Consider the following 26,857-nt stretch of genomic DNA (forward strand, 5'->3'; position numbering starts at 1 on the left):
CAGCGTCAACGCAGCGCATTACGCATGATCTTGCCGCTAGACGTTTTTGGCAGTTCATCGAGCACTTCTACCGTTCGCGGGTATTTATAGGCAGCCATGCGCGCCTTGCAGAATTCGATCAACGCCTCGTTACTAATGTCTGTGCCCGTCTTAAGGCTGACATAAGCCTTGACCGACTCACCGCGGTAGTAGTCCTTGATGCCAATCACGGCTGCTTCGCGTACACCCGGATGGCTGTACAGAACATCTTCCACTTCGCGTGGCCACACCTTGAAGCCTGACGCGATGATCACATCCTTCATCCGGTCGACCAGGAACAGCCACCCTTCGTCATCCAAATAACCAACATCGCCAGTGCGCAGAAACCCTGACAGGAACGCCGCCTGGGATTCGCGGGCGCGTCCCCAATAGCCACGCATCAACTGCGGCCCACGGATGACGATCTCGCCGACTTGGCCCGGTGGCAGCACCTGTCCGGCTTCGTCGACTATATGAACTTCAGTGTCGGCAACAGGCTTGCCCACAGACAATACGTCCTGTGCGTCACAGGCCGGGTGTAGATCACGTGGCACCGCCACTGCGACTGACGTTGACTCGGTGAGGCCATAGACGCCGCGGATGAGTTGGCCGAACCTGCCCGCGTAGGCGTCGACCACCGACCTCGGGATCGGCGCGCCACCCGAATAGACATGTTGCAGGGTCTGCAATTGTTGCGCAGTGACCGCCGGGCAGTTGAGCAGCGCAATGAAAGCCGTGATGGCGCCAATTGCGAAGGTGACGTGGTGGCGGTGTACCGCCTGCGCGAACAACTCAGGGTCAAAGCGCCCGATTAACACCAACGCCCCCGCACAGGCCAGCGCCATGCCGATGTGCAGGACCAGGCCGGTGACATGGCACAGCGGTGCCATACCTATGATCGAGGCATGTTCTTGGAGGCCAACATGTGCCCTGAAGCCAACACTGTTGAACACAAAGGCGGCATGGCTGTGCTCGACCCCTTTCGGCATTCCCGTTGTGCCAGACGTATAGACAATTGTTGCAGTATTGTCGGCGCTGAGCATTGGGCTGAGCGGCCGCTGCCCCTGCCAAGCGGTAAATATGCCCGGCATGCACACCACAACGGGCGTCTGTTGTCCCTGCGCCGGTTCAGAGCGCTCTTGACTCAATACCACCAGAACGTCTTGTAGCAGCGGCAGCTGACACACAACTTGCTGATACAGGTCGTTGCCGCAGACCAGCACCGCCGGCTTGCAGTCGTCCATTAACAGCGTCAACTCGCGCGCTTTGTTCATCGGGTTAATCGTCACCGCAATCGCTCCCAGTTTCCATGTGGCGATAAGCGCGATCATGAATTCAGGAATGTTTTGCAGGTACAAGGCGACACGATCGCCAAATTGCACCCCGTTTTGTTGCAGATAAGCAGCCAGCGCATCAGCACGCTGATCAACCTGGGCGTAACTCAGTTGCTCGTCGAAATAGTGCAGCGCAGGGCGGCCGGGAGCACGGTCTCTGGCAGCCTCAAACATCTCCAGAGCAGTGCCATAACGCCCGGTAGCTGCAGGCTCACTGCAAGTAACGAGCTGCGCGCTGGACTCCTCAATGCGCGGATCCACCATCTTTGCCGACCTCGTTTTTATCGTTGTTCGGGCCAGGCCGGTCAGCCGGTTGAGCCGGTGCAGCCTGCGTGTTCCTGAAGTTTTTGCTTGTCCAGGGCGTTCACGCATCGTCTGTTCAGACTATTCAGAAACCTCGCTACTCGTAAGTAAGATCTGCCTTATCGCCGGCCATCTGGCGCGTAACCAAACGCGCCCGGTACGACCCGCAACACTGTAAGCGCAGGAGGATCAGGCATGGACTCGTCAGGCAAGAATTCACCCTGGGCCAGTCGTCAAGACCGTCAGGCCGAACGTGAAAACAAGCGCGAGGCGGTGCTGCGCACAGCCGCAATACTGTTCAACGAAAAAGGCTTTCACGCTACATCACTAGACGACGTGGCTGAGCGGCTGAACATCACCAAGCCGACGGTCTACTACTACGTCAAAAGCAAAGACGAGATCCTTTTCGAATGCGTGCGGATCGGCTTGCAACGGCTGGAGCAAGCGTCCACTCAGGCCTTGCAGAGCGGCGGTGACACCCGCGCCAACCTGATTGCGGTGATGGGCGAATACGTGCAGATCGTCACCACCGACTTTGGGATGTGCCTGATCCGCGTGGGTGAAGACCCGTTGACACTGGAGAGCCGACGCAAGCTCCGGCTGCTCAAAAGTCGTATCGACTTGAGGTTCCGAGCCCTGATCGCCCAAGGCATCGAGGAAGGCGTGCTCAAACCTTGCGACCCGAAGTTCGCCGCTTTCACCGTAGCCGGTGCACTGAGCTGGATCGCCCGCTGGTACGACCCCAACGGCCCTCTCAAGGCCCAGCAGATCGCCGACCAGTGCGTTGATCTGCTGATGAACGGACTGAGCAAGTAGTGACTGCCTGCTGAGCCGCAAGCCACGTTTCGGAGATACATTTGATGACCAGCAACAGCCAACAGCCTTTCACCGAGTTCAGCCTCAGCCGGCTAGACGCCTTTCTGCGTGACACCCTGCCAGGCACATGCGGCGAAATGCAACTGGAGCGTATCGGCGGAGGCCAATCCAACCCCACCTTCTTTATCAATTACGCCAATCGCCAGATGGTACTGCGCAAAAAGCCTGCCGGAGAAATCCTGCCTTCAGCCCATGCCGTTGACCGCGAATATCGCGTCATCACTGCATTGGCCAACAGCGACGTACCGGTGCCCAAGGCGCTACTGTTTCACGGCGATGACGACGTGGTGGGTACCCCCTTCTATGTGATGGAGCGCTTGCACGGCCGAGTGTTCTCCGATTACCAACTGGCTCAAGCACCAGCCGGCGATCGCTGGACAATGTACCAATCTATGGCACATACGCTGGCCAGCCTGCACAAGGTTGATATCGACGCCGTCGGTCTCAGCGATTTTGGCCGCAACGGGAACTATTTTTCACGACAGTTGAACCGTTGGGGTAACCAGTGGGAGGCCGCTGAGCAGGCCCACAACCCCTATATCACACCGCTGTTGCATTGGCTGCGCGCCCACGTACCTGCCGATACAACCACCCGGCTGTGTCATGGGGACTTTCGCATGGGCAATCTGATGTTTCATCCAACCGAACCGCGGGTCATCGGCGTGCTCGACTGGGAACTGTCAACACTTGGCCATCCATTGGCAGACCTCGCCTACAACTGCATCGCTTGGGAGACCCTCCCAGAAGAGTACGGCGGCTTACGCGGGCTTGATTTGTCCGCCCTGGGTATTGCCGAGTTGCCGCAATATCTGGCGCTGTATTACCAACAAGTACCCGAACAGGGCATGGCTGAGCCGTTCCACTTTGCTTTCGCGTTGTTCCGCCTCGCCGTAATTTTTGAAGGCATTGCTGCGCGCGCTCGACTGGGGACAGCAGCGTCGGCGAACGCCTCGGATGTCAGCCACTTGGGCACAGCGTTCGCCCGTCGCGGCCTGGCACTGCTTGACCTGCTCTGACCACCCCTCGCCCAACAATGGAGCCAGCATGAATTTTCAGTACCCTGACCACGTGGTTCAGTTGCAGCAACGCCTGCAAGAATTTTTTGATCGCTACCTGTTGCCGGCCAATGGGCGCTGGCTGGAGCAATCAGAACAAGGCGTCTACCCCCTGGAACTGATCAACGACCTTAAAGCCCTGGCTCGCGATGAAGGCCTGTGGAATTTGTTTCTGCCGGCGTTGCGGGCCGGCGAGCCCGGCACCCGCCTGAGTAACCTCGAGTACGCTCCGCTGTCGGAGATCATGGGCAGACTGCCTTGGGCTGCGGAAGTGTTCAACTGCAACGCCCCCGACTCGGGAAACATGGAGCTGCTGCACCTTGCCGCCACACCGGAGCAATACCAGCGGTGGCTGAAGCCGCTGCTGGACGGAGAGATTCGCTCATGCTTTGCCATGACCGAGCCGGATGTTGCCTCCTCCGACGCCACCAACATTGCCACGCTGATCCAGCGTGAAAACGACCACTACCGCATCAACGGGCGCAAATGGTTCACCACCGGGGCCCTGCACCCCAATTGCAAGTTGATGATTGTGCTCGGCAAAAACGCCGAGGATGGGCCCAGCCATCAGAGTCACACCATGCTCCTGGTGCCGATGGACACCCCCGGGGTTGAGATCGTGCGCAATGTGCCGCTGATGCATCACTACTCGGTAGAAGGCCACTGCGAGGTGCTGTTGCGCGACGTACGGGTACCACTCGACCACCTACTGGGCGAAGAAGGCAAAGGCTTTGCCCTGGCTCAGGCGCGCCTCGGCCCAGGCCGCATCCACCACTGCATGCGTACCATCGGCCAGTGTGAGCTGGCGCTGGAACTGATGTGCGCCCGGGCGCTCGAGCGCAAGGCGTTCGGCAGGCACCTGGCGGACTATTCCAACGTGCGCGACTGGATCGCCGAGTCACGGGTCGAGATCGACCAGGCGCGGCTGCTGGTGCTGCGTGCAGCCGACACCATCGACCGTTTGGGCAATGCCAGTGCCCGGGTAGATGTTTCAGCGATCAAACTGGTCGCCGCACGCCTGCAGACCCGCGTGCTTGACCGTGCCATCCAGGTATTCGGCGCCATGGGCATGACCGCAGACACACCGTTGGCGTTTCTCTGGACGTGGGGCCGGGCTCTGCATTTCATTGACGGGCCTGATGAGGTCCACTTGCGCACTGTCGCCAAGCAGGAGCTGGCAAACGCCAAGCAACGCCTCGGTACAACCGCCCTGTATCTGACGCCGGGTCAGGGGCAGACAGCGCTGGGAGGCAAGCGCTCATGAGTGAACATGATCAATCCGTCATTCTGACCGTCGAAGCCGGCATTGCGCGGATCCAGTTCAACCGCCCCGCGTCGCTCAATGCCATCAACGTGGAAATGGCCATGGCCCTGCGTGATGCATTGCTGGCCGTACAGCGCCAGGCAGGCGTGCGCGTACTGCACCTGCATGGGGCCGGACGGGGGTTCATGGCCGGCGGCGATCTGGCAAGCCTGAAAAGCGACTCAGCCGTGCGCGCCAGAGCACTGATATCCCCCCTGCACGAAGCCATTGCATTGCTCTCGGAGCTGGAGATTCCGGTGGTCGCGCAACTACACGGAGTGGTCGCGGGCGCTGGCATCAGCATCGCCCTGGCGTGCGACTTCATTCTGACCGGGCAAACCACGCGCTTCAATTTTGCCTATTGCGGCATCGGCGCCAGCCCCGATGCCTCCGGTTCCTGGCACTTGCCCAGAGTCGTCGGCCTGCACAAAGCCCTCGAGCTACTGATGTTGAGTGAGCCGTTTGACGCCGAAGAAGCGCTGCGCCTGGGCCTGGTTGGTCAGGTCATTGCCGATGACGCTCTAGTCGTTCAGACCGAAGCCTTGATCAAGCGCCTTGCCGCCGCCCCGACCTTCGCCCTCGGTCAGACCAGGCGTCTACTGCGCCAGGCGCTGCAGAACGACCTGCGTACCCACCTCAATGCTGAGTGCGAAGCCTTTTGCGCATGCGCGGGCAGCCGTGACTTCGCCTTGGGCGTCGAGGCGTTCTTCCAGCGGCAACCGGCACGCTTTACCGGGAGCTGAGGCCTGCCAGTCTGATGTCGTTAGTCTGAACAGACGATGCTGCGCGCAACGCCATTGCTGATGATGTAACAAACGGGCGATTGCAGGCTGCGGCCTGCTCTTGCCTGAGGCCACTCTGAAAAGGCGTTGCGATGACCCCTATACCTAAAGGCCATACCTTCCGGACCGCAAGCGGGCTGGACATCAACTACTTCGATCATGGCCAGGGCGAAACCCTGGTATTTATCCACGGCAGCGGCCCGGGGGCGAGCGGGTTCAGCAACTTCCAGGACAACTTCGCCTGGTTCAACGACCACGGCTATCGCACCATTGTGCTTGATCTGCCGGGCTACGGGCTTTCGTCCAAGCCGGACGATGTCGACTACGTGCTCGACTTCTTTGTGCAGACCCTGCACGGCTTTCTACAAGGCATCGGTGTAACGCGCTGCGCGCTGGTCGGTAACTCCCTGGGCGGCGCAATTGCCATCAAGTACGCACTGGATCATCCCGCGGCCGTGTCTCGTCTGATAGTGATGGGGCCAGGTGGGTTGGAGGAGCGTGAGGTGTACTTCCAGATGGAAGGTATCCAGCGAATGATGCAGGATTTTGCAGACGGCGTGCTGGACCGCGAGGGCATGCGCAGGCTGCTGTCGATCCTGGTCTACGATCCGGCGCTGATCAGTGACAAGCTGCTGGATCAGCGCGTGCCCATCTGCGCTGCACAACCCAAGAACGTGCTGGCAACCATGCGCGTACCCAACCTCAGCGAACGCCTGGCCGAACTGCAGTGCCCGATTCTTGGATTCTGGGGCACTGATGACAAATTCTGCCCTGCCAGCGGCGCCATGAAGATGCTTCAGGCATGTGCCAATGCGCGCTTCGTGCTGGTCAATCAGTGCGGGCATTGGGTCATGGTTGAGCACCGCGACCTGTTCAACCGCACCTGCCTGGATTTTCTTCAACACGGCTGAGGCATCATCATGGATAACCACATCATCGCCGCATTGAGCGACGAGCTGTTCGGCGCACTCACTCAGAGGCACACCATCGTCCCGCTCACTCAGCGCTACCCAGGCCTGACATTGGACCACGCCTACCAGATTTCGCTGGGGATGCTCAAACGCCGCGAGGCGCTGGGGGAACGCATCGTCGGCAAGAAAATCGGCGTCACCAGTAAAGCGGTGCAGGACATGCTCGACGTGCATCAACCCGACTTCGGCTTTCTCACCGATGCCATGCACTACCCCGATGGCGCCGCTATCAGCCTGTCCCAGGCCGGTTTGATTCAGCCGCGGGCCGAAGGTGAGATCGCTTTCGTGCTCAAGCACGACCTCACCGGCCCCGTCTCCCGCGAGGATGTCCTCGACGCAACCGACTATGTGCTGCCCTGTTTCGAGATCGTGGACTCGCGGATCCACGATTGGCAAATCCGCATTCAGGACACGGTGGCAGACAACGCTTCCTGTGGCGTGTTCGTGTTGGGCAACCAGCGCACACCGCCTCGTGAACTGGCGCTTGAACAGGTGCGGCTGGACATGTTCTGCAACGGCAAGCCCGCCGGTAGCGGCCTGGGCAGTGCAGTGCAAGGCCACCCCGCCGAGGCCGTGGCCTGGCTGGCGAATACCCTGGGGCGCCACGGCATCCCGTTTCGTGCCGGCGAAATCATTCTCTCCGGCTCCTTGGCGCCGCTGGTACCGGCCCGCGCTGGCGATCGGTTCGAACTGACCATCGAAGGCCTGGGCACAGCATCGGTCAGCTTCACCGAATGATCCTACCTTCCACGTTTATTGGAGCCACAGCATGAAAAAAATAAGATGCGCCGTGATCGGCCCTGGCAACATCGGCACCGACCTGCTCTACAAACTGCAACGCAGCGACGTGCTCGAAGCGGTCTGGATGGTCGGTATCGATCCCGCCTCCGACGGCCTGGCGCGGGCGCGGGAGATGGGCCTGAAAGTCACCGACCAAGGTGTTGACGGCCTGCTGCCACATGTTCTGGCCGACGAGATTCAGATTGCCTTCGACGCCACCTCGGCTTACGTGCACGCCGAGAACTCGCGCAAGCTCAACGCCCTTGGCGTGCTCATGATCGACCTCACCCCCGCGGCTATCGGGCCCTATTGCGTGCCGTCGGTCAACCTGCATGATCAAGTCGGCCAGCGTCAAATGAACGTCAACATGGTTACGTGCGGTGGCCAGGCGACCATCCCCATGGTAGCTGCGGTATCCCGCGTACAAACCGTCACCTACGGTGAAATCGTTGCAACGGTTTCCTCGCGCTCTGTCGGGCCAGGCACACGCAAGAACATCGACGAGTTCACCCGCACCACTGCCGGCGCTATCGAACGAGTCGGCGGCGCCGCCAAGGGTAAGGCAATCATCGTCATCAACCCGGCCGAGCCGCCGATGATCATGCGCGACACCATTCATTGCCTGACTGAACAAACGCCTGACCAGGCGTCAATCACCGCGTCGGTGCACAAGATGATTGCCGAGGTACAGAAATACGTACCGGGCTACCGCCTGAAGAATGGTCCAGTGTTCGATGGCAACCGCGTGTCGATCTTCATGGAAGTCGAAGGATTGGGTGACTATCTGCCCAAGTACGCCGGCAACCTCGACATCATGACCGCCGCTGCTGCACGCACGGCCGAACTGTACGCCGAAAAAATTCTCAGCGGTGACCTGACTCTGCAAGCCCAAGCCGCCGTGGAGGCCTGATATGAACCTGCAAGGCAAGAAAATCACTCTGCATGACAATACTCTGCGCGATGGGATGCATCCCAAGCGCCATCAGATTTCCCTGGAGCAGATGCGCGCGGTAGCGCGCGGCCTCGATGATGCCGGCATGCCTCTTTTGGAGGTTACTCATGGGGACGGACTGGGCGGTGCGTCGGTCAATTATGGCTTCCCGGCACACAGCGATGAGGAGTACCTGAGCGCTGTCATCGGCGAGCTCAAGCATTCCAAGGCTTCTGCATTGCTACTGCCGGGCATTGGTACGGTCGATCACCTGCGCATGGCCAAGGATCTTGGCGTTCACACCATCCGTATTGCCACTCACTGCACCGAAGCCGATGTCTCCGAACAGCACATTGCTCTGGCACGAAAGCTGGAGATGGACACCGTTGGTTTTCTGATGATGGCGCACATGGTTACCCCTGAGCAGCTGCTCAGCCAGGCATTGCTGATGGAGTCATACGGCGCCAATTGCATCTACGTCACCGACTCTGCCGGTTTCATGCTTCCGCAAGACGTCACAGTGCGCATCGCCGCGCTGCGCAAGGCACTGCAGCCAGGCACCGAAATCGGCTTCCATGGCCATCACAATATGGCCATGGGGATCGCCAACTCACTGGCAGCAATCGAAGCCGGGGCCTCGCGCATCGATGGCTCCACCAATGGCCTGGGCGCCGGTGCCGGCAACACGCCACTGGAAGTGTTTGTTGCCGTGTGCAACCGCATGGGCATTGAAACCGGGGTGGACCTGTACAAGATCATGGATGTCGCCGAAGACATTGTATTGCCGATGATGGACCATATGGTCAGGATTGACCGCGACTCGTTGACCCTGGGCTATGCGGGTGTGTACTCATCATTCCTGCTGTTCGCCAAGCGCGCTGAAGCAAAATATGGCGTGAGTGCACGCGACATTCTTGTCGAATTGGGCGCGCGAGGCATGGTTGGGGGCCAGGAAGACATGATTGAAGACACCGCCATGGACATGGCGCGCGCGCGCAGCAAGCAGGCCGAAAGCAACGCCTGACCCACCACAGCCCCCGGCGCTCCACGCAAGCGCCGGGGGCTTTTTTATTTGCGGTGCCGCTTATAGTCAGCCGCCATACCAGTTTAGTCCGAAAGGACGATGATTGAACTTGACCTGTTTCCTACTCTGGGCGCATCAACATCTGCCCGAGGAGCACAGCGGTGGCGCATCCAACAGAGTCATTCAATGACAATCAACGTGCCTGGGAAAGCTACTGTGACGCGTTGAAGCAGGCAGGCGCTGTACTGCGTCGCCCAGAAGCCCCGCAAGACGACTTCAATCAGGCGGAGGGCGTTCGTTATCTAAGTCGCCTGGCTCGTCTCGGCCTGGAAATGCTGGTTGAAGGTGGCACCCCAGACTTTCCCGTATTTATGGTCCCTTCCCACGAAACCGCAAAAATTGGCGCTGACAACCCGGACATGGGCTACCTCGCGGCAGCCATCGACGGCCGTTATGACTATAAAGTCAGTGGCCACCGTGGTGGCGCGGCAACCATCAATTTCAGCAGCAAGCGTGGCGGCTACGAGCGCACTGCAAGCCTTGAGGCCGGCGGATTCATCGACAGCAACCAGCTCCAATTCGCCGACGATGGCAGCTTTGAACTGATCGTCAGTCAGCACCCGCACCCGGCCAACTGGCTGCAGATCGAAGCGGACAGCGTGCAACTGCTCATCCGCCAGGTGTTTCTTGACCGCTCGGCAGCGCAACCCGCGCAGGTGAAAATCCAACGGATCAATCACGATCAACAACCACCAGTGTTGCAACCCGCACAGTTGCGCGACAACCTGCTGCGCGCAGCACGTTTTGTCGAAAACACCGCCACCACCTTCGCCGATTGGGCGCAGAGCTACCAGCCACACATCAATCAGCTGCCCCCTGCTGACCAGGCACTGTGCCAGAAGCTCGGCGGCGATCCGAACATCTTCTACTACCACTCGCAGTGGGCCTTGGCCCAAGACGAGGTGTTGCTCATCGAGCTGCCGCGAGTACCTGCCTGCGAATACTGGAACCTCCAGATCAACAACTACTGGATGGAGTCTCTGGACTACCGCTACTTCCGAATCGCCTGCAACCAGCACTCTGCCGTGGTCAACCCGGATGGCAGCGTGACGATGGTGCTGGCCCACACCTCCCCCGGTGCTGCCAACTGGCTGCAAACAGCCGGCCATGTCAATGGCACGCTTTGCATGCGCTGGATCGGCGTAACCGAACCGGTCCACCCACAAACCCGGGTTGCAAAACTTTCCGACTTCTTGCAAGGACGTTCATCATGACCTCTCCCCTGCCACTGGACACTGAACAACTGCTGGCTGCGGCATTACAGCGCAACCCTGGCCTTACAGATTTTGGCGACCCCAGCTTTCGCGCCGGACTGGAAGCCCTAGTGGCCGATATCAACCGCCAAGGCAAGCTGTCCGCCACCGGTGGACCTTTGTTTGCCGAGCGTTTGATCGAAAGCCTTGGCTCACGGCTGGTACTGGAGGACTACCTGAAGCGTTACCCAGAGATTTTGCAGGAGCAGATCCAGGACCCAGTGGTCATTGTCGGCCTGCCGCGCACTGGCACCACCATGCTCCACCGTGTGCTGGCCCAAGACCCACGGTTTTACACCCCTGCTTGGTGGGAGGTTCGCTACCCTGCTCCGCTGCGTGATGCCCAGGCCGGCAAAGTTGACCCACGCATCGACATGGCCAGGCGTGAAGTGGCGATGATGATCGAGGCCATGCCTGAGTTGTTGACCATGCACCCGCTGGATGCAGAACTGTGCGACGAAGAAGTCGTGCTCATGGAACACTCCTTTCTCAGTGCCATGTACGCCTACGCCAACGTCCCTGACTATACCGACTGGCTCGGCACGCAAGACCAGGCCCCGGCTTACCTGTACCTGAAGAAGCAGCTGCAGTTCCTCCAGTGGCAGAAACGCCAACGCGGTGTGGTTGCACAGCGCTGGGTACTCAAGGCGCCGCACCACACTCATGCAATGGACACCTTGTTCAAGGTTTTCCCAAGCGCACGGATCATTCAGACCCACCGCGACCCGCTCGAAACCATCCCGTCGATGAGCAGCTTTGCCCACACCATCTGGGGCGTGTTCAGCGATGAGGCAGACCCGCGCCAGGCCGCGAAAATCTGGTCAGCAAAGTTTGCCAAGGGCCTCAAAGACGCCCTCGCAGTGCGCGACAGCTTGCCTGACGACCACTTTCTTGACGTGTGGTACCTGGATGCAGTGGCCAAGCCCCTTGAAGTCATCCAGAAGATCTACCCCTTCATCGGGATGGAGCTGACCACCGAGATCGAAGCACAGATGCGCAACTGGCTGGCCGACAGCAGCCGCGATAAACGCGCAGCTCATGAGTATTCAATGGAGAAGATGGGCCTGCGTCGAGATCAGCTTGAGCAGGACTTTGCCGCCTATCGTGCTCGCCACATTCTTCCACGCTTGGTGAAAAGCGCTTAATCAGGGAATCGTCCATCATGATTTTGCAAGGCAAAGTTGTTGTTATTTCAGGGATCGGACCGGGGCTTGGCGTCAAGCTTGCGCTCGAGGCTGTGCGCGGTGGTGCGCGGGGCGTGGTTCTAGCCGCCCGCAGTGCAGCAAAACTGCAGGACGCCCACCAACGGATAGACACCCTGGGGACTGACTGCGAGGTGCTTGAATGGCCGACCGACATCCTTGATGTCGAGCAGTGTCGCGCCCTGGTCAAGCGCACAGTAGACCAATTCGGGCGTATTGACTGCCTGGTCAATAGCGCCTACAACCCCGGCGATGTCATGGGCAACCTGCAAAGCAACGGCACCCAGGGTTGGAACGCGATCTTCCAGACCAACGTGTTCGGCACCATGAACCTGGCCCTAGAAGTGGCTGCGCAAATGAAAGCGCAAGGCGGTGGTGCCATGGTCATGATCAACTCGATGGTCACGCGCAAGCCGCTGCTGGGCCAAGGCGGCTACGCCGCATCGAAAAGCGCCCTGGCTACAGCCGTGCGCTATATGGCCCAGGAATATGCGCCCTTTGGTGTGCGTATCAACACCGCGGCGATGGGCTGGATGTGGGGCACCCCAGTGGAGCAATACATGCAACAGGTCGAGCGGCAGCAAGGGCTGAGCGTTGACGAGCAGAAAGCAGCAGTGGCAAGCAACATCCCCATGGGCAGCATTCCGACCGACGAGGATTGCGCAAAGGCAGCACTGCTGCTCGTGTCCGACTACACCAGCGCCGTCACAGGCGCCTGGCTGGACATCAATGGCGGCGAGTACATGGCCCCTTAATCAGCGGAGCGATACCCATGAGCAAAGCAAAAAACCTGATCACCTCCAAAACCGTTGAGATCGCTGCTCCCGCTGAGTTTGTGTGGGATATCCTGGTCGACCTGCCCGGTTATGGCGACTGGAATCCGTTCACCGTTGCGGTCGAATCCAGCCTGGAGGTGGGTGACCCTGTAAACCTGTACATTGCTGACCCCGCCAACCCTGGGCAGCGCTTCTGTGTTGTCGAGTACCTGGTAGCCAAGGAACCGGGTTTGCTATTGTCATGGGAGCAAAGACCCAGCGAAACCTCCAAGGATGCGGCGCGGCGGGATCAGTACATTGAGGCGGTTGGTGCCGATCGATGCCGTTATTTCACCACCGATCTGTTTCTCGGCCTTAACGCTGATCGGATCACCGAACAGTTTGGCGATTGGGTGCAGCACAGCTTCGATGCCTTAGCTGATGCCCTTAAACATCACGCCGAAGCCAAGTACGCCGCGCAGCAGGGTGGCCAGGTATGACCCGGATCTATGCATTCAACGGGGACGCCGACGGATTGTGTGCACTACAGCAGCTCAGGCTTGCGGAGCCGGGTGAGGCGCTATTGGTCACCGGCATCAAGCGCGATATCAAACTGCTGGAACGGGTTCAAGCATACCGCGGCGATGAAGTGATTGCCTTGGACATTTCCCTGGATAGCAATCGTGAGGGCTTGCTGAGCTTGCTCGAACGCGGCGTCAGCGTGCGATATTTCGATCACCATTTTGCTGGTGAGCTACCCAACCTGCCGCACTTCGCAGCCTGCATCGACATCGCCACCGATGTGTGTAGCAGCATCTTGGTGGATCGCTATCTCAAGGCAAGACATCACCCATGGGCCATTGTCGCCGCCTATGGTGACAGCCTGCGCAAGGTGGCTGAGGGGATGGCGGTGCAGGCAGGCTATGACCAGCAGCACTGCCAGCGCCTAGAAAAGCTGGGCATCTATCTCAACTACAACGCCTACGGCGAAAGGCTCGAAGATCTGCACTTCGATCCGGCAGCACTGGCGGAGGCTATGCTGCCCTATCAAGACCCACTTGCATTCATGCAGGAATCGGATGTATTCGCAGCCCTGAGTGCCGGTTACGAACAGGACATGGCGCTCGCCCGGCAACTTCAACCACTGCGTCAAGGCGCGGCGTCCATGGTGGTAATGCTGCCGGATCAAGCCTGGGCCCGTCGCGCAATCGGTGTGCTGGCCAACGAGTTGATGCTGGCGCACCCAGGTCATGCGGTTGCGATACTGTCGCCTCGCTTCAGTGGCGGATACACCGTCAGTTTGCGGGTACCAGCAGACAGCCCACTGGCCGCTGACGAGTTTTGCCGGCGCTTCCCAACCGGAGGCGGCCGCCGCGGCGCAGCAGGTATCAACCTGCTGTCCGAGAGCTCGCTTGATTGTTTTATTAGCCAATTCGAAACCGAGTTCACGGCCCCCTGAGGGGCCGTACCGCACCTGTTCATTCGTTATTCGGAGTGAAACTGCCGAGCAGCAGGCGTACCAGCGCCGTCTGCCGGGTGACCCCGGTCTTGGAGAAGATCGAACGCAGGTGAGCCCTGGCCGTATTCTTGCGGATGTTCAGTTCATCTGCGGCCTCTTCCAAAGTCATGCCATCGGCGAGCAGCAACGCCAACGAGGCCTCTGCCGGGGTCAGCTCGAACAGGGACTGAATCGCATCCGGTGATGCCTGGTATTTGTGTTCCGGGTCACGCAGAAACACCATCACTGCGGGCCGATGGCGACCCTCCGACCATTCACTCAAAGGTACTGATCTTACCGCCACACCAAACTTGGCCAATCCAGATGGGCGTGTAATGGACATTGCCTGGGGCGCCTGCGAGGGGGTTTCCAGCGCTTGGCGAATGTACTGCTGCAAAACCCGGTTTTCGTTGGAGTACTTGGCTTCCAGCGAGCCATTGGAGAGCTGGATACCATCGTGGGAGCGCAGGATATCCTCGGCTACCTTATTGGTCTTCATCACCGTGCCGGTTTCGTCGAACACCACCGTGCCCAGCATCATCCTGTCAACCGCGCTGGCATACAGGCGCCGCTCCGATTCGATGTGATCCAGCCGGCAGTGCAGTTCGATCGAGCGTTTAAGATGCGGCAACAGTGACTCGCAGATCGCCCGATCGCGGTCATTGAACGAGCTTGAGGCGTGGCTGCGGCAAACCCGGAAGCGGCACTCGGAACCATCCTGAGTAAAGATGTCCGCACCAAGTAAATATCGAATGTCGTAAGGCTCGACAAACTGCTTGTAGAAGTCGCTGGTGTGCCAGTCGCTGGCACCAATCATCTCCTCGACAGTAAGTACCTTCTCCGGCGGCAGGCCAACGAACGGGTCGAGGGTAAAGGCGGTGCGGCTGCTGAATTTGCCGGTCTCCATAAAGGCTCCGTCCGGCCCGGCATTGATGATCAAGGCTTCGTTGCGGTCCGAAGCCGGGCGCAGGATCAACGTCACCCAATTGGCGTCGAGCAGATCACGCAGAGCATTCAGCGAAGTGGACCAGGGGAGGTTCTCTAGTGGTCCCTGGTAGATGTGCGCCAGCAAGCCGTCGAATGCCTGGATAGACAGCCCGCTGCGGGAGAAGACATCTACAGGCCGACTGGTCATTTCAGGCTTATCCAGCTCAGCGGGTACGATAGGTGCAGGCAATGCAGCAGCGCAAGGAGGTTCAGGCCAAGCGAGTCTCATACTGTTTCTCCGACTTGTTCTTATTGTGGAGTCAAGCAGTTCTACTACAGGTAGCGGGTTCAAAATGTCAGCTACGGATACCACTGTAGCCCTGGGTTGTGCAACGGGGATCGTTCATTTAGACGATGTTCCGCTCTGCGTCAGCCTCGGTGCGGGCTTAGCGGTAGTCTCATCGGACGATGAAAAGGCTATCAGCGTCTACGTACGCTGTGCCTGTCCGAGTACGAGTGCATAACAATGAAACTCAAAGCCGTGTTGATCCCCGTTCCAGAGCTAGACCCCGCCATTGCCCTGTTGCAGAACGAACTGGGGCTCGCGCTGAAGTTCCGCGACGAGCAGCGTTATGCAGCATTCGAGGCGGTGCCGATGAACCTCACCCTGGCCAGTGAACAGGAGCGAATCGTGCAACGCCCAGCCCTGGTGATCGAGGTTGTGGACGACATCCACAACATTGTCGAGCGCTTGATGAATGCCGGAGCTGCCCTGCGCCACCCGCTTGAGCAAGGCCCACATGAATGGCGCGCCGTGCTGGAGCCCGCGCAGTCGTGCTTCCAACTGGTGATCTCGCAGAAGCTGCAGGGCGCCTGACCCACGGCGGCGCAACCCACGCCCTTACAACAACAAGTCAGCGAGGCTAAACATGAACGCATCCGTTCCCTTCGACCCCAAGGAATTCCGTAGTGCCTTGGGCACATTCACTACTGGCGTGACCATCATCACCACCAGCGCGCCAGACGGCACACCGGTGGGCCTGACCGCCAACAGTTTCAATTCGGTGTCACTCGATCCCCCTCTGGTGCTGTGGAGCCTGGCCAAGACGTCACGCAATCTCGAGGCATTTGAAAGCAGCGATCACTGGGCCGTGCATATCCTCTCCGCCGACCAGGAAAATCTGTCAAACCGCTTTGCCAAGAGCGCTGAAGACAAGTTCGCCGGGGTGGACTACGAAGTCGGCAACGGCAATGTGCCATTGCTCAAGGACTGTTGTACACGCATCCAGTGCCGTACCTCGTTCATGTACGAAGGCGGCGACCACATCATCTTCGTCGGTCAGGTACTGGCTTTCGATCATCAGCCGGTGCCGCCGCTGGTGTTTCAAGGAGGAAAGTACGCAGTAGCAACACGCAAGAGCGCTGCGCTGTCGATGACCAAAAGCGGCAATGACATCGACTCGAGCTTCAGCGAGGACTTTATTGGCTATCTGTTGGCACGGGCACACTTCCAGTTCTACAGCCAGATTCGCCAGCACGCTCTGAACCACGGGTTGAGTGACACCGAATACTTCTTCCTCAGCGTGCTGAGCGTCAAGGATGGCCGCGATCTCGAACATCTGAACAGCTCGTTTTCTTACACCGGTTTCGAAGCTACCGAAGCCATCATTCAGGGGCTGAGTGACAAAGGTTTTATTAGGGTCGAATCGGGCTGCTGTTTCATGACTGACGCTGGTCGGGAATCCACCCTGCGCATTATCGCGGCAGCCAAGGCGCTGGAAGCCGACGTGCTGGACCGCTTCGGTTACTGGGAGACAGTATCACTGAAGAATCTGCTCAAACAGTTGATCACCCAGACCGATCCTGGGCTGGCTCATCCATGGGATGACAGCGATGAGGTCAAACCTTAAGGGGCTGAACGTGCGCGCTCGCAAAACTAGTCTGGCACTAGCGGTGACCTGCGCCGCACTGTGCTCCACCAGTCAGTCACCGGCCCAGGACTGGCTGCACTACGGTGGCGATCAGGCGGGCACCCGCTTTGTGAATGCCTCCCAGATCACTCCAGAAAACGTGCATTTGCTCGAGCGCGCATGGGTTTATCGAACCGGTGACAATCAAGTCCAAGATCCGATGAACCTGCCTGCGTTCGAAAGCACCGCCGTCAAGCTCGACGACACCCTATACCTGTGCACTCCGCACAATGTGATCATTGCTCTGAATGCGGCATCGGGCCGGCAACGCTGGCGTTTCGATGCAAAGACCGACAGCCGCGGTCATTATCTGGTGACCTGCAGAGGTGTGGCGTTGCACGTCGGTCCCTCCACCAATGCCAATTTACGTAGGGCATGCATGCGGCGTGTGATTGCCGCGACTCTCGATGGTCGGTTACTGGCTCTGGATGCCGACAGCGGCAAACGCTGCAGCGACTTCGGTGATAACGGTGAGGTAGATCTGAAAGCGTCTTTGGGAGAGGTAAAACCTGGCTTTTACAGTGTTACTTCACCCCCAACCGTCGTCGGCGACGTCGTCGTGGTTGGCGGCCTGGTGCTGGACAACCAGTCGGTCGACGTACCCTCTGGCGTGGTGCGCGCGTTCGATGTTCGCACGGGTGCACTGCTATGGGCGTGGGACGCTGGAGCCGCAGACGGGCGCAGCAACCAAAGAGGTTCGCCCAATGCCTGGTCAGTTTTCAGCGCAGACGCCTCGCTTGGGCTGATCTACATTCCGACCGGCAACCGCTCACCTGACTATTACGGGGCTAATCGCAGCGCCAGCGAAGACCGCTACAGCAGTTCGGTAGTCGCTCTTGACGTCGCCACTGGCACTGTGCGCTGGGCGTTCCAGACGGTGCATCACGACCTCTGGGACTACGATGTAGCCTCGCAGCCGGTGCTCGCCGAGTTTGACGGCAAGCCTGCGCTGATACAGGCGACCAAGGTCGGCCAGTTGTATGTACTGGACAGACGAACCGGTAAACCGCTGAGCGAGGTTCAAGAGCGTCCAGTACCTGCAAGCTCTATCGCTGGTGAGCGCGCCTCCCCTACACAGCCGTTCTCCACGGGGATGCCAGCGCTACATCCGCAACGTTTGAGCGAAGATGATATCTGGGGGCTGACGCCGCTGGACCGATACTTATGTTTGCATGAATTTCGCCGTTACCGGCATGAGGGGCTGTTTACCCCGCCGTCGCTCGAGGGCACCATCAACTATCCCAGCAACCTAGGTGCGAGCAGTTGGGGCAGTGTCAGCATCGACTCACGTCGCCAAATTCTTGTGGCCAATACCAATCGCATCGCCTCGGTGGTCAATTTGCTGCCACGGGCACAGGCGGACGCGCTGGCCAAGGCAGGCACACCGCTCTACAACCCGTCGCATGGTACTCCGTATGCAGTGCAGAACAGCCCGTTTCTTTCTGCGCTGGGCATCCCCTGCACCGCGCCACCGTGGGGCGTATTGACAGCAATCGATCTGCGCAGTCGCAAGACCCTGTGGGAAATCCCCTTCGGCACTACCCGTGACCTGGCGCCTTTGGGGCTGGCTTTGAACCTGGGCGTACCCAACCAAGGCGGCTCGATCGTGACCGCAAGCGGCTTGATCTTCATTGGCGCGGCCGCAGACAACTACCTGCGGGCGTTTGACACGCAAAGCGGCCGCGAACTATGGAAGGCACGTCTGCCCGCCGGCGGGCAGGCTACCCCGATGAGCTATATTGCCCAGGCCGATGGCCGGCAGTACTTGGTAATCGCGGCTGGTGGGCATCGTCATCTGGGCACCAGCCAAGGCGACTACGTCATGGCTTTTGCCCTGCCTGGCCGCATTGCTCTGCGCCCCTAGTCCAAATGAACGATGCGAGCTTTTTCTCCCTTGGCTAGCCTGAAACTAACGGTACTTGTGTCTGCACCCGTGCAGGTGCCGCCATTACCTACTTCGCGACATACGTGTTAGTTGGAGGCGTCATGAAAACAATAAAAAAGGTGCACCCTTTCACTCTGGTTCTACTGGCTGTTGCCGCAGCGGCCTTGCTGGTATTCATGCTTAGGACTCCTCAAGCGGCCCCCCCAACCTATGTCGTCTGCACCTATTCATCGGCTGGCCAGCAGTGTTTCTCGCCGGGACAATTGAACATAGCCGGAATGTTCCGCTGAACAGCGTCTGTTCTCGTTCCTCCGTCTGATCCCCCGCAGCACGCGGGGGTAGCTCCTGAAAGTTCCGCTGCCCTGTCTCGAGAATGACTCGTGCAATTCTTGCAGCGCTGCTTGAATCCTGGGATCACTATACGGCCCTATCGAATCCAAGGTGATCCCGCAGATGACATGTGGTCGCCGGTTAACGTTGCTCGCTCTCATCAGTTCCGGCCAGCTTGGGATGGGAGGTACTTGTCACAACATTTTTATCGGCTGCGAGATCGAGCGCCCCGCGAGAGGCGCTCGATCTGTGCATCCACCTAGGTTCCGGCACATTCATCTGGAAGCCCTCGCCCCACCTTGACGACGGCTAAATTGAAGCCGCACTTTTCCAAAGTTTCCGTGAAGAACCCAAAAAAAGCCGTTACCCCCATGGGTAACGGCTTTGGGCCAACCGCTCAGTTAACGACCAGCGCCGCGCAGCATGTCCGGGGAGTACTGCGACTCTTTCAACGAACCATCATCGATCAACACCACCGGCTTTTGCTCGTTGGTCAACCGATCGGCAATGTAGGAGCCCGACTGCAAGTCATGATAGACCGCTAGGTGCGGCCACACTGTCTGTGCATCAAAGGCATATACGGTGTGATTCATTACCGTACGCCAGAACTGGCCGCGTGCATCAAAGTTATCACCCATCAGCGGCAGCCAGGTGTCTTCATCAATGTACATAACGCGTTTAGGATACAAATGGCGGAAGCCAGGCTTCAGATCGGCCTCAAGTACCCAAACCCGGTGCAGCTCGAAGCGTGTATAGGCTGGATTGATATGACCCTGGTCCTTGAGAATATCAGCGTATTTGACTGCAGGATCGATCAGAGCGTATGCATTGTAGGGAACGTACAGTTCCTTTTTACCCACTATCTTCCAGTTATAGCGCTCAGGGGATCCGTTGAACACCTGCCCTTCGTCCAGGGTCACGTAGCCGCCCGGGCCAGGTTGATCGAAGCCATAGTTAGGCAACTGCCTGACACGACGGGTCCCTGGACTGTACTGCCAGACATCCAGTACGTCTTTCTTGTAGTTGTACGGCACGCGCGCGTAGGTGAGCGTGCCCTTGTCCCGCTGTGGGATCAGCTTCTCTCCATAACTCCAGGAAGCGCTACCGGTGGTTTCGACGCGCTTGTTCGGGTCGGCCTTGCTCAGCACGATCTTATGGAATTCCCGGGCCCAGGACTTGCCGCCACTAGGGTTGACCACCGCAGTATCGAATGTACCGATCTCACGAGGCGATGCTGCCGGCGTGGTCATGTTCCAGACCAGTTCAAGTCCGCTCTTGGGGATGGGAAACGGCGCCGTGCCGGACGTAGCCAGTATACCCAGACCATCATCGACGAGCTCGGCACTGGTGGCGTTCTTCTTCGAGGCATCGCAGATCCACTGCGGGTATGCCCAGTCGCGGTGGCTGGGGTAAACCGGCATGTTGAAGGTCGGGTACTTGCTCAGTAGCGCCTTCTGACCCTCAGACAAATGTTCTGCGTATTGCGCCATGTTGGCCGACGTGATGACGAACAGCGGCTTTTCGTCCGCGTAGGGATTGGGGTAACGAGTGCCATTGTTTTCGTATTTGACGCCCGGTGGCGTACCAAGCCATTTGCCGCTGTAGGGCGGAATGGTGCCGGCAGCATTACCGGCTTTCTCCGCCCCCTGGCAGGTGAGTGTAGTGCCCAGCTGTGCCGCCTCTTCAGGCGATACCTTGGCAACGACGGCGCTGCTGGCCATACCCGTCAGGAGGCACAGCACGATTGAGCTGCAAGAAGGTTTGATGAACATGATCAGGCCTCTCAGAAGCTGTATTTGGCGTTTAAAGTTACGAAGTCTCGGTCTGCGAGCTGCGCTGGATCGTCGTCACGGCCTAGGAAGACGTTGTATTTCAAGCCGATCTCCAGGTTATCGAGGTAAACCAGGCTGGCGCCGGCACTGATGCGCTTATCCCCTTCGTTGAGCAGGCCGCTGCTCTGCACTACGCCAATGCCCTTGACGCCGTGGTTCCAGGACAGTGGGACACTGAGGTCCCAGCCATCGAATACGCCCAGGTAGCGGTTGATGTAGGTCAACTGGTAACCCCAAGACGTTCTGGTGGAGGACGCCAAGTCCCGGTTGTTGGCACTTGCACCGTACTCATTACTGTCTAGGTCTTGCAGGCGCTGGCCCATAACCTCGGCCAGCACGATGGTTTGGTCAGACAGGAAGTTCGGCCCGAATGAGCCGTAGATATTGGCTTGCGCCTGCAGCGCGTCGCCGCGGATCTGCTGGGGCAGTATTGCCGTGGTCACTTGCACCGGCAGGTCCTGATAGTAACCAATCTCACCGCCGACGCTATAGTCACCAAAGCGGGTCGACAGGCTCGCTGCCGTGGCTTTGATGTCCTCGAAATATTTGACGTGGTAGGTGTCCCCATCCGGGGAGAAGACAATCGAGGGAGTCTTGCTGTGGTAGTTGATATGGTAGAAGCCCAGTTCAGTGGTGGGGCTGATGCGATACCGCGTGCCAATACCCCACTGTCCCGAATTGCGAGCGTCATCTGTTGGACCTCGCGGAATTGATACGCCAGGAGCGAAGAACAGCTTTTCGGAGCCTGGGCCGATCACATCGGTCGAGAAGAGATAGTCGCCAGTGGGTTGCAACTCGGTCGGCCGAAAGCGGAACTGGTTGTAAGCCATGATCGACCAGTCCTGGTTGATGCTCCATTGCCCAGAGAGCGCCTCAGCACCAAGGAGTACGTCTTTGACTTCTACCCCGGGAATATTCCCCTTGGATGCATCCGCACCGTTCTGTGCACCGGATATCCCCGGGAAGAACGTATTCTCGCCCCAGGCGACCAAGTGTTTGCCAAGTTTGGCAGACAGCTTGCCGTTTTCTTCCAGGTCCCAGCTGCCATAGACAAAAGCATCGAGCAAGGAGGTTCGATGTCCGTTCCATTTACGCGTTTCGGAGCTGAATTCGTCGGCATCACCGTCCCGGTTCAGCGTGCCCTGGGAGCGGTTATCGGTCCTGCCGTTGTACACGGCGTCGTAGAAAGTACTTCCGCGCATGAATAACCCATAATCGTCCTTGTGCAGATCAGCCTCCAGCAGCACGCTCAAGCGGTTGGTGGTGAGGCTGCCGCGCTTGAAGTTACGGTCCGAATCGTCAGCGTTCAGCTGATTGAGGGTTGCGTGTGCGGGTTTCTCCGTACGAATACCCAAGCCGTAATTGGCCGTGACGGTGTAGTCCAGCGTGGCCCCATTTTCAAAGTTGACAGGTTCGCCCGCCAAGCATCCGGCTGCCGGCAACAGCAGCGATACCCAAGCAGCGTTGAATGATAAAAAATGCCACGTCTTTCTATTCTCCAAGGCAGTGTTCATCTTGCTGTGCGTCCTCTTATTGTTCTTGATCGCTACACGCTGGAAAGACCATGAGTCAACAACTTACTCCCGAGTAACCTATAGGCCCGCGGGTCTGTGATTCATCGTCTATTTGGACTAACAGCGGCCCAGGTTGAGTGAGCTACAACGGGTGTATCGAGAACGCGCAAGCGTTGCCCGCTTAACGCAGGCAAGCCATACACGAAGTGAGTAGTCAGTCAGAGTTGACTGATCAGGCGACCGGCCAGGTTGAAAGCGTGTTGACGCAACTCGGGAACCGCTGTTGCCTCCCAGAAATCCGCCTTGAGCATCGGGCCGACGTAACTCAACCAGTCCAGCGATTGGCCGCGCTGGTCACGCACTGACATGTGCGCATCGACATGCAGGCCGGTACCGAGCATGTCGAGATCAAGCCACCCGCTTTGGCACAGCTGCCTGATCAACGGATCGTGTACACGACGCAGGTCCGAATTGGGCCCTGTGCAATTGATGATCTGTGCAACTTTGATCATGCGTGGCTGCTGTTCGAAGCGAGGTCTGAGCTGTACCTCGATCTGATCGCCACTGACCTTCAGTTGCTGGATGCGCGCCGCCAGCGAGACGACCACGCCTTGCCCGATCAACTCTTGGAATGCTGCATAAGCGCGGGGCGCAACGCGGTGGCGATGGACATCCCAGTAGGGCTGAACATGGCGTAGAAAGCGTCGACGCTCAGTTACCGGCAGCCGCTGCCACAGCGCAGCTGTATGCGGGCGCAACGCTCCCAGCACATCACGCCAGTCATATCCCTCGCCCTGCGCAGCACGCACCTGAGCGCGAAGCTCGTGGACATACCAACCAACGCTGGGACGCCCCTGAACAAGCCGTCCGAGCAACGCCGCGCAGTCATACCCCGAGCGGGCGCCGCCCCTGTGCGACTGAGGCAGCAACCCACGCCGCGAGACCAGATACAACCTCCCTCGGTGACCTTGCTGGCGAAGACTCAAGGCCACGTCCATTGCTGTGAGGCCGCTGCCTATGAGCAGGATGGAGGCATGCGGGTCATGTACCTTCAAGCCGTTGGCTGCCCAGGGGTCGCGCTGATAAAACGGTAACTGCAGGCCTTGCACAGCCGTTGGGTCCAGCGGGGCGAAGTGGCCGAATGCCAATACCACGTGGTCAGCCACCAGTTGTCGGCCACTGCCCAAGGTGAGCGTGACTCGGCCACTATTGGGCTGGAGCGCAACGACCTCCTCCCTTATCCGCTCCAGGCACATACTCGTTCGAGCCTGCTGGGTAGTGGCCAGCAGGTCGTCAAGGTAATCGCCGTAGGTGCGCCGGCTGACGAAGTCGCCGGGCTGAGTCTGTGGCAGGCGTGTCTGGCAATAGCGCAAGAAGTCCAGCGGATCGTCAGCCAAGGCGCTCATGTTGCCTGCCGGTACATTGAGCTGATGCAGCGCGCTGTTGGTGCCATAAGCAATGCCGCGAGCCATGCCTGCACAGCGGTTGATCAATACAATGCGCAGCGGCTCATGGCTGAGCCGCATCAACTGTACCGCGGTGGCTGTACCACTGAAGCCGCCGCCAATGATCGCAATGGTTCGCATGCTGGCTCAGCGTTGCAAGTCAGCAGCATTGTGAACCCCATCCACCGGCTTGTTGAAATCGTCGAGCAGGGCCTCTTTGATGATCAATGGATTCACATATTCACGCCAGTAACAGATCTTGCCGCCAGCGAAGCGCACGATGCTCAAGTACTGGTTGGCGTAGGGTTGCTGGGTGGGGTGATAGAAGCTGTTGGAGCTGTACTCGGCAATCAGCGCGTTGGGGTCGAGCATGGGGTGGATCGTGTGGATGTCATAGGCATATGGCTCGAACGGTGCTGTACCGGCCTCGATCAGCGTACGCAGCGCAAGGCTGCCCACCAATCGCGAGGGCATGTTAGGCACCGGCAAGTACGGCCATTCCTGCACCACGTCTTCGCACAGGCACGCCTGGAAGCTGTCGAACTCCTTGCGCCCCAGGTGGCCGAGCATGCGCACGAACAATTCGCGGTGAGTGTCTCGCAGCGCTTGGTCGGAAAACGCGGTTGTGGATTCTTTAGTCATTCGCTAGCCCTCAGAGTGCACGTGCTAAAGCGTTGCCGGTGCGGATGGCGCCTTCGATATAACCCAGGTCCAGTGCGTCGCCAATACAGTGGACCTCTTTGCAACTGGCTTGCAGGCTGACAGTCAAGGCCTCGCCGGAAGGCTTGGCACCGAGCGCGATCACAACCGTGTCGGCGCGCCGGCATTGCTCCTGGCCGTAGGCGGTGCGATAGCGAACCTGACTTGGGGTAATTTCCAGCAGTTGGCTGGAGGACAACAAAGTCACGTTCAGGTGGCGAAGCGTGTCCATCAACCGCCAGCGGCGCACCATCATCAGTTCTTTGCCAAAACTGACACCGGGCTCGATAACGGTCACCTTGCGGCCGCGTTCAGCGAGAAATTCCGCAAGCTCGACGCCAACCAGCCCACCACCGTAAATCACCACATGCTTGCCCAGCGGCAACCAGACTTCGCTGAGTTTGCGAATGACGCTGGCTTTTTTCAATACGCCAAACCCCCGCCCACTGCCAATCAACGCGCGTACATACAGCGGCAGCTTGCGGGCGAGAGCCTTGCCGTACTGGCCTGTGACCATCGCGCGCATCTCATCGCCACTAAACACATGTGGCAAGTTGGAGCCAGGCAATTCGATCAGGCTGCGGGTAGCACCAGTGGCTACTACCACGACATCAGGTTGGATCTGCCGCACCAGCTGTGCATCAACAGGCCGATTGAGCTCAACCTGAACCTTCAGTTCTTGCATCTGGCGGGCTAGATATTCGATCAAGCGGCCGTTTTCCGGGTACACGATCGAAGAGAAAAATACCGTGCCGCCCAGCCGTTCGGACGCTTCACACAGCTGAACCTGATGGCCACGAAGCGTTGCCACACGCGCCACCTCCATGCCGGCCGGTCCGCCGCCAATGACCAGTACACGCTTGGGTGGCCCGTCGATAGGCAAGATCGGCGCAGACTGTTCGTAGCCGGTTTGGGCGTTGACCGCACACCGCACGCCGACGCCGAGGAAGATCTGGCTGATGCAGGTGTAGCAATAGATGCACGGTCGTATCAGATCAGGGCGGTTGCTGGCCAGCTTGTTGGGCAATTCGGGATCGGCCAGCAGCTTGCGCGCCATGGTCACGAAGTCGAGCTTGCCTTCGCCGATCAGCCGGTCGCCCACTTCCGGTTCGATACGCCCCGGGCAAATCACCGGGATCTTGATCGCGGCTTTGATCGCGGCAGCATTGCTGACGAAATAATTCGGAAAGTGCGTGGCATGACCTTCGGTGAAACTGATGCCACGGCTCTTGTCAGCATTGGCGGTGACATGTACTGCATCGGCGCCGGCGCGTTCACCAAGCTTGGCCACCTGGATGGCATCTTCAAGCGTGATGCCATCGTTCATCAGGAATTCCTGGGAATCGAGGCGGAACCACACCGGATAATCCGCGCTAGTTGCCTGCTTGATGCGTTTGATGACTTCTGTGAGCAGCCGCGCGCGGTTCTCCAGCGATCCACCCCAACGATCAGTGCGCTTGTTGCTGGACGGTGACAGAAACCCGGAAAGCAAGTAGCCGTGGCCAGCATGGATTTCCACGCCATCCATACCCGCTGCCCGCGCCCGCCGCGCTGCTTGGGCAAAGCAGTCGATGACCCATTCCAGGTCCTCCTCGGTCGCCTCCTGGTAACTGATCACCACACCCGGTTTGAAGAAGGCTTCGAACATCTCCTTGTTTTCTTCGGGGGTCAAGTCAACCGGCCAGTCAAATTCTTTTTCAGTCGGGACAGAAGGCACCAGCAACGGCAGGCCACGCAGCGGCTCGTTAACCGCAATGGCACCGGCGTGCTGCAACTGCATGGCGATCTTGCCGCCATGGGCATGCACCGCATCAGCGACTGCTTTGAGTCCGGGGATGAAGCGGTCGTCGGAAACCGCTACTTGCATCTGGTTGCCCGAGCCGCGCGGCCAGGCCACCCCGGTCGAGCCCATGATGACCATGGCTGCGCCGCCTTTGGCGCGGGCCTCGTAGTACCGCACGATGCGTTCACCACAAAAACCCTCGGCCTCGGCCAGGTTCGAACCCATCGGCGACATGATGATTCGATTACGCAACTGCAAGGTGCCGATGGCGCCAGGCGACATCAGGTTGGGAAAGCCAGTTGCCATGCTGCGGGACTCCCTTTTGTT

At 59.0% G+C, this 26,857-nt stretch carries 23 protein-coding genes; 16 read left to right on the plus strand and 7 right to left on the minus strand.

Going from position 1 to position 26,857, the window contains the following annotated elements; all coding sequences use genetic code 11:
- Positions 1 to 5 precede the first annotated feature (5 nt).
- Entirely contained in the window at positions 6 to 1,724 is a 1,719-nt protein-coding gene (locus tag CAG00_RS05840) for a class I adenylate-forming enzyme family protein (protein ID WP_139832732.1), read from the minus strand.
- 126 nt (positions 1,725 to 1,850) lie between these two features.
- On the opposite strand from CAG00_RS05840, the gene CAG00_RS05845 reads away from it, so the two are divergent.
- The 13 genes from CAG00_RS05845 to CAG00_RS05905 all read left to right on the plus strand — a co-directional run bounded on the left by CAG00_RS05845 (position 1,851) and on the right by CAG00_RS05905 (position 14,106).
- Complete coding sequence (locus tag CAG00_RS05845; RefSeq protein ID WP_085663721.1) at positions 1,851 to 2,471, plus strand: TetR/AcrR family transcriptional regulator; 621 nt, start codon at positions 1,851 to 1,853, stop codon at positions 2,469 to 2,471.
- A gap of 44 nt (positions 2,472 to 2,515) precedes the next feature.
- The gene (locus tag CAG00_RS05850) at positions 2,516 to 3,547 is read left to right on the plus strand and encodes a phosphotransferase family protein (protein ID WP_085663722.1); all 1,032 of its coding nucleotides are present in this window, start codon (positions 2,516 to 2,518) and stop codon (positions 3,545 to 3,547) included.
- A gap of 28 nt (positions 3,548 to 3,575) precedes the next feature.
- The gene (locus CAG00_RS05855; protein ID WP_085663723.1) at positions 3,576 to 4,850 is read left to right on the plus strand and encodes an acyl-CoA dehydrogenase family protein; all 1,275 of its coding nucleotides are present in this window, start codon (positions 3,576 to 3,578) and stop codon (positions 4,848 to 4,850) included.
- Positions 4,847 to 5,632, plus strand: coding sequence for an enoyl-CoA hydratase/isomerase family protein (locus CAG00_RS05860; protein WP_085663724.1), 786 nt, complete (start codon positions 4,847 to 4,849; stop codon positions 5,630 to 5,632). Before CAG00_RS05855 ends, CAG00_RS05860 begins: the two co-directional genes overlap by 4 nt.
- 131 nt (positions 5,633 to 5,763) lie before the next feature.
- Complete coding sequence (locus CAG00_RS05865) at positions 5,764 to 6,582, plus strand: alpha/beta fold hydrolase (protein ID WP_085663725.1); 819 nt, start codon at positions 5,764 to 5,766, stop codon at positions 6,580 to 6,582.
- 9 nt (positions 6,583 to 6,591) lie between these two features.
- Positions 6,592 to 7,380, plus strand: coding sequence for a fumarylacetoacetate hydrolase family protein (locus CAG00_RS05870; RefSeq protein WP_085663726.1), 789 nt, complete (start codon positions 6,592 to 6,594; stop codon positions 7,378 to 7,380).
- A 31-nt stretch (positions 7,381 to 7,411) separates the two neighbouring features.
- Positions 7,412 to 8,332 carry an acetaldehyde dehydrogenase (acetylating) gene (locus CAG00_RS05875; RefSeq protein ID WP_085663727.1) on the plus strand — a complete coding sequence of 307 codons (921 nt, stop codon included), beginning with the start codon at positions 7,412 to 7,414 and terminating at the stop codon, positions 8,330 to 8,332.
- Position 8,333: 1 nt separating this feature from the next.
- Positions 8,334 to 9,377, plus strand: coding sequence for a 4-hydroxy-2-oxovalerate aldolase (gene dmpG / locus CAG00_RS05880; RefSeq protein ID WP_085663728.1), 1,044 nt, complete (start codon positions 8,334 to 8,336; stop codon positions 9,375 to 9,377).
- A 161-nt stretch (positions 9,378 to 9,538) separates the two neighbouring features.
- Positions 9,539 to 10,651 (plus strand): DUF1214 domain-containing protein, encoded by a 1,113-nt coding sequence (locus tag CAG00_RS05885; protein WP_085663729.1) that lies wholly within the window; start codon positions 9,539 to 9,541, stop codon positions 10,649 to 10,651.
- Entirely contained in the window at positions 10,648 to 11,835 is a 1,188-nt protein-coding gene (locus CAG00_RS05890; RefSeq protein ID WP_085663730.1) for a sulfotransferase, read from the plus strand. The genes CAG00_RS05885 and CAG00_RS05890 overlap by 4 nt, the downstream gene beginning before the upstream one ends.
- A gap of 17 nt (positions 11,836 to 11,852) precedes the next feature.
- Entirely contained in the window at positions 11,853 to 12,647 is a 795-nt protein-coding gene (locus CAG00_RS05895) for an SDR family oxidoreductase (RefSeq protein ID WP_085663731.1), read from the plus strand.
- A 17-nt stretch (positions 12,648 to 12,664) separates the two neighbouring features.
- Positions 12,665 to 13,147 (plus strand): SRPBCC domain-containing protein, encoded by a 483-nt coding sequence (locus CAG00_RS05900; RefSeq protein ID WP_085663732.1) that lies wholly within the window; start codon positions 12,665 to 12,667, stop codon positions 13,145 to 13,147.
- Positions 13,144 to 14,106: an acetyltransferase gene (locus CAG00_RS05905; RefSeq protein WP_085663733.1), complete on the plus strand. Its 963-nt coding sequence runs from the start codon at positions 13,144 to 13,146 to the stop codon at positions 14,104 to 14,106. The genes CAG00_RS05900 and CAG00_RS05905 overlap by 4 nt, the downstream gene beginning before the upstream one ends.
- A gap of 19 nt (positions 14,107 to 14,125) precedes the next feature.
- Here CAG00_RS05905 and CAG00_RS05910 read toward each other — a convergent pair whose 3' ends face one another.
- Positions 14,126 to 15,280, minus strand: coding sequence for a LuxR C-terminal-related transcriptional regulator (locus CAG00_RS05910; RefSeq protein WP_085663734.1), 1,155 nt, complete (start codon positions 15,278 to 15,280; stop codon positions 14,126 to 14,128).
- A 318-nt stretch (positions 15,281 to 15,598) separates the two neighbouring features.
- Between CAG00_RS05910 and CAG00_RS05915 the strand changes: the two genes are divergently transcribed.
- Genes CAG00_RS05915 through CAG00_RS05925 form a run of 3 tightly spaced genes read left to right on the plus strand, consistent with a single transcriptional unit; the run spans position 15,599 to position 18,906 of the window.
- Complete coding sequence (locus tag CAG00_RS05915) at positions 15,599 to 15,949, plus strand: VOC family protein (RefSeq protein WP_085663735.1); 351 nt, start codon at positions 15,599 to 15,601, stop codon at positions 15,947 to 15,949.
- 52 nt (positions 15,950 to 16,001) lie between these two features.
- Entirely contained in the window at positions 16,002 to 16,982 is a 981-nt protein-coding gene (locus CAG00_RS05920; protein WP_085663736.1) for a flavin reductase, read from the plus strand.
- 10 nt (positions 16,983 to 16,992) lie between these two features.
- Positions 16,993 to 18,906, plus strand: coding sequence for a pyrroloquinoline quinone-dependent dehydrogenase (locus CAG00_RS05925; protein WP_158091142.1), 1,914 nt, complete (start codon positions 16,993 to 16,995; stop codon positions 18,904 to 18,906).
- 752 nt (positions 18,907 to 19,658) lie between these two features.
- Here CAG00_RS05925 and CAG00_RS05930 read toward each other — a convergent pair.
- The 5 genes from CAG00_RS05930 to CAG00_RS05950 all read right to left on the minus strand — a co-directional run bounded on the left by CAG00_RS05930 (position 19,659) and on the right by CAG00_RS05950 (position 26,836).
- Positions 19,659 to 21,029: a DUF1329 domain-containing protein gene (locus tag CAG00_RS05930; RefSeq protein WP_085663738.1), complete on the minus strand. Its 1,371-nt coding sequence runs from the start codon at positions 21,027 to 21,029 to the stop codon at positions 19,659 to 19,661.
- Positions 21,030 to 21,040: 11 nt separating this feature from the next.
- A complete protein-coding gene (locus CAG00_RS05935) occupies positions 21,041 to 22,603 on the minus strand; it encodes a DUF1302 domain-containing protein (protein WP_085663739.1) in 1,563 nt (520 codons plus the stop codon).
- A 218-nt stretch (positions 22,604 to 22,821) separates the two neighbouring features.
- The gene (locus CAG00_RS05940) at positions 22,822 to 24,189 is read right to left on the minus strand and encodes an FAD/NAD(P)-binding protein (RefSeq protein ID WP_085663740.1); all 1,368 of its coding nucleotides are present in this window, start codon (positions 24,187 to 24,189) and stop codon (positions 22,822 to 22,824) included.
- Between the two features lie 6 nt (positions 24,190 to 24,195).
- Positions 24,196 to 24,690: a nuclear transport factor 2 family protein gene (locus tag CAG00_RS05945; RefSeq protein WP_085663741.1), complete on the minus strand. Its 495-nt coding sequence runs from the start codon at positions 24,688 to 24,690 to the stop codon at positions 24,196 to 24,198.
- 10 nt (positions 24,691 to 24,700) lie between these two features.
- The gene (locus CAG00_RS05950) at positions 24,701 to 26,836 is read right to left on the minus strand and encodes an FAD-dependent oxidoreductase (RefSeq protein ID WP_085663742.1); all 2,136 of its coding nucleotides are present in this window, start codon (positions 26,834 to 26,836) and stop codon (positions 24,701 to 24,703) included.
- Between the last annotated feature and the right edge of the window lie 21 nt (positions 26,837 to 26,857).

The organism is Pseudomonas sp. B5(2017) (genome assembly GCF_002112825.1).
GTDB classification, from domain to species: domain Bacteria; phylum Pseudomonadota; class Gammaproteobacteria; order Pseudomonadales; family Pseudomonadaceae; genus Aquipseudomonas; species Aquipseudomonas putida_Z.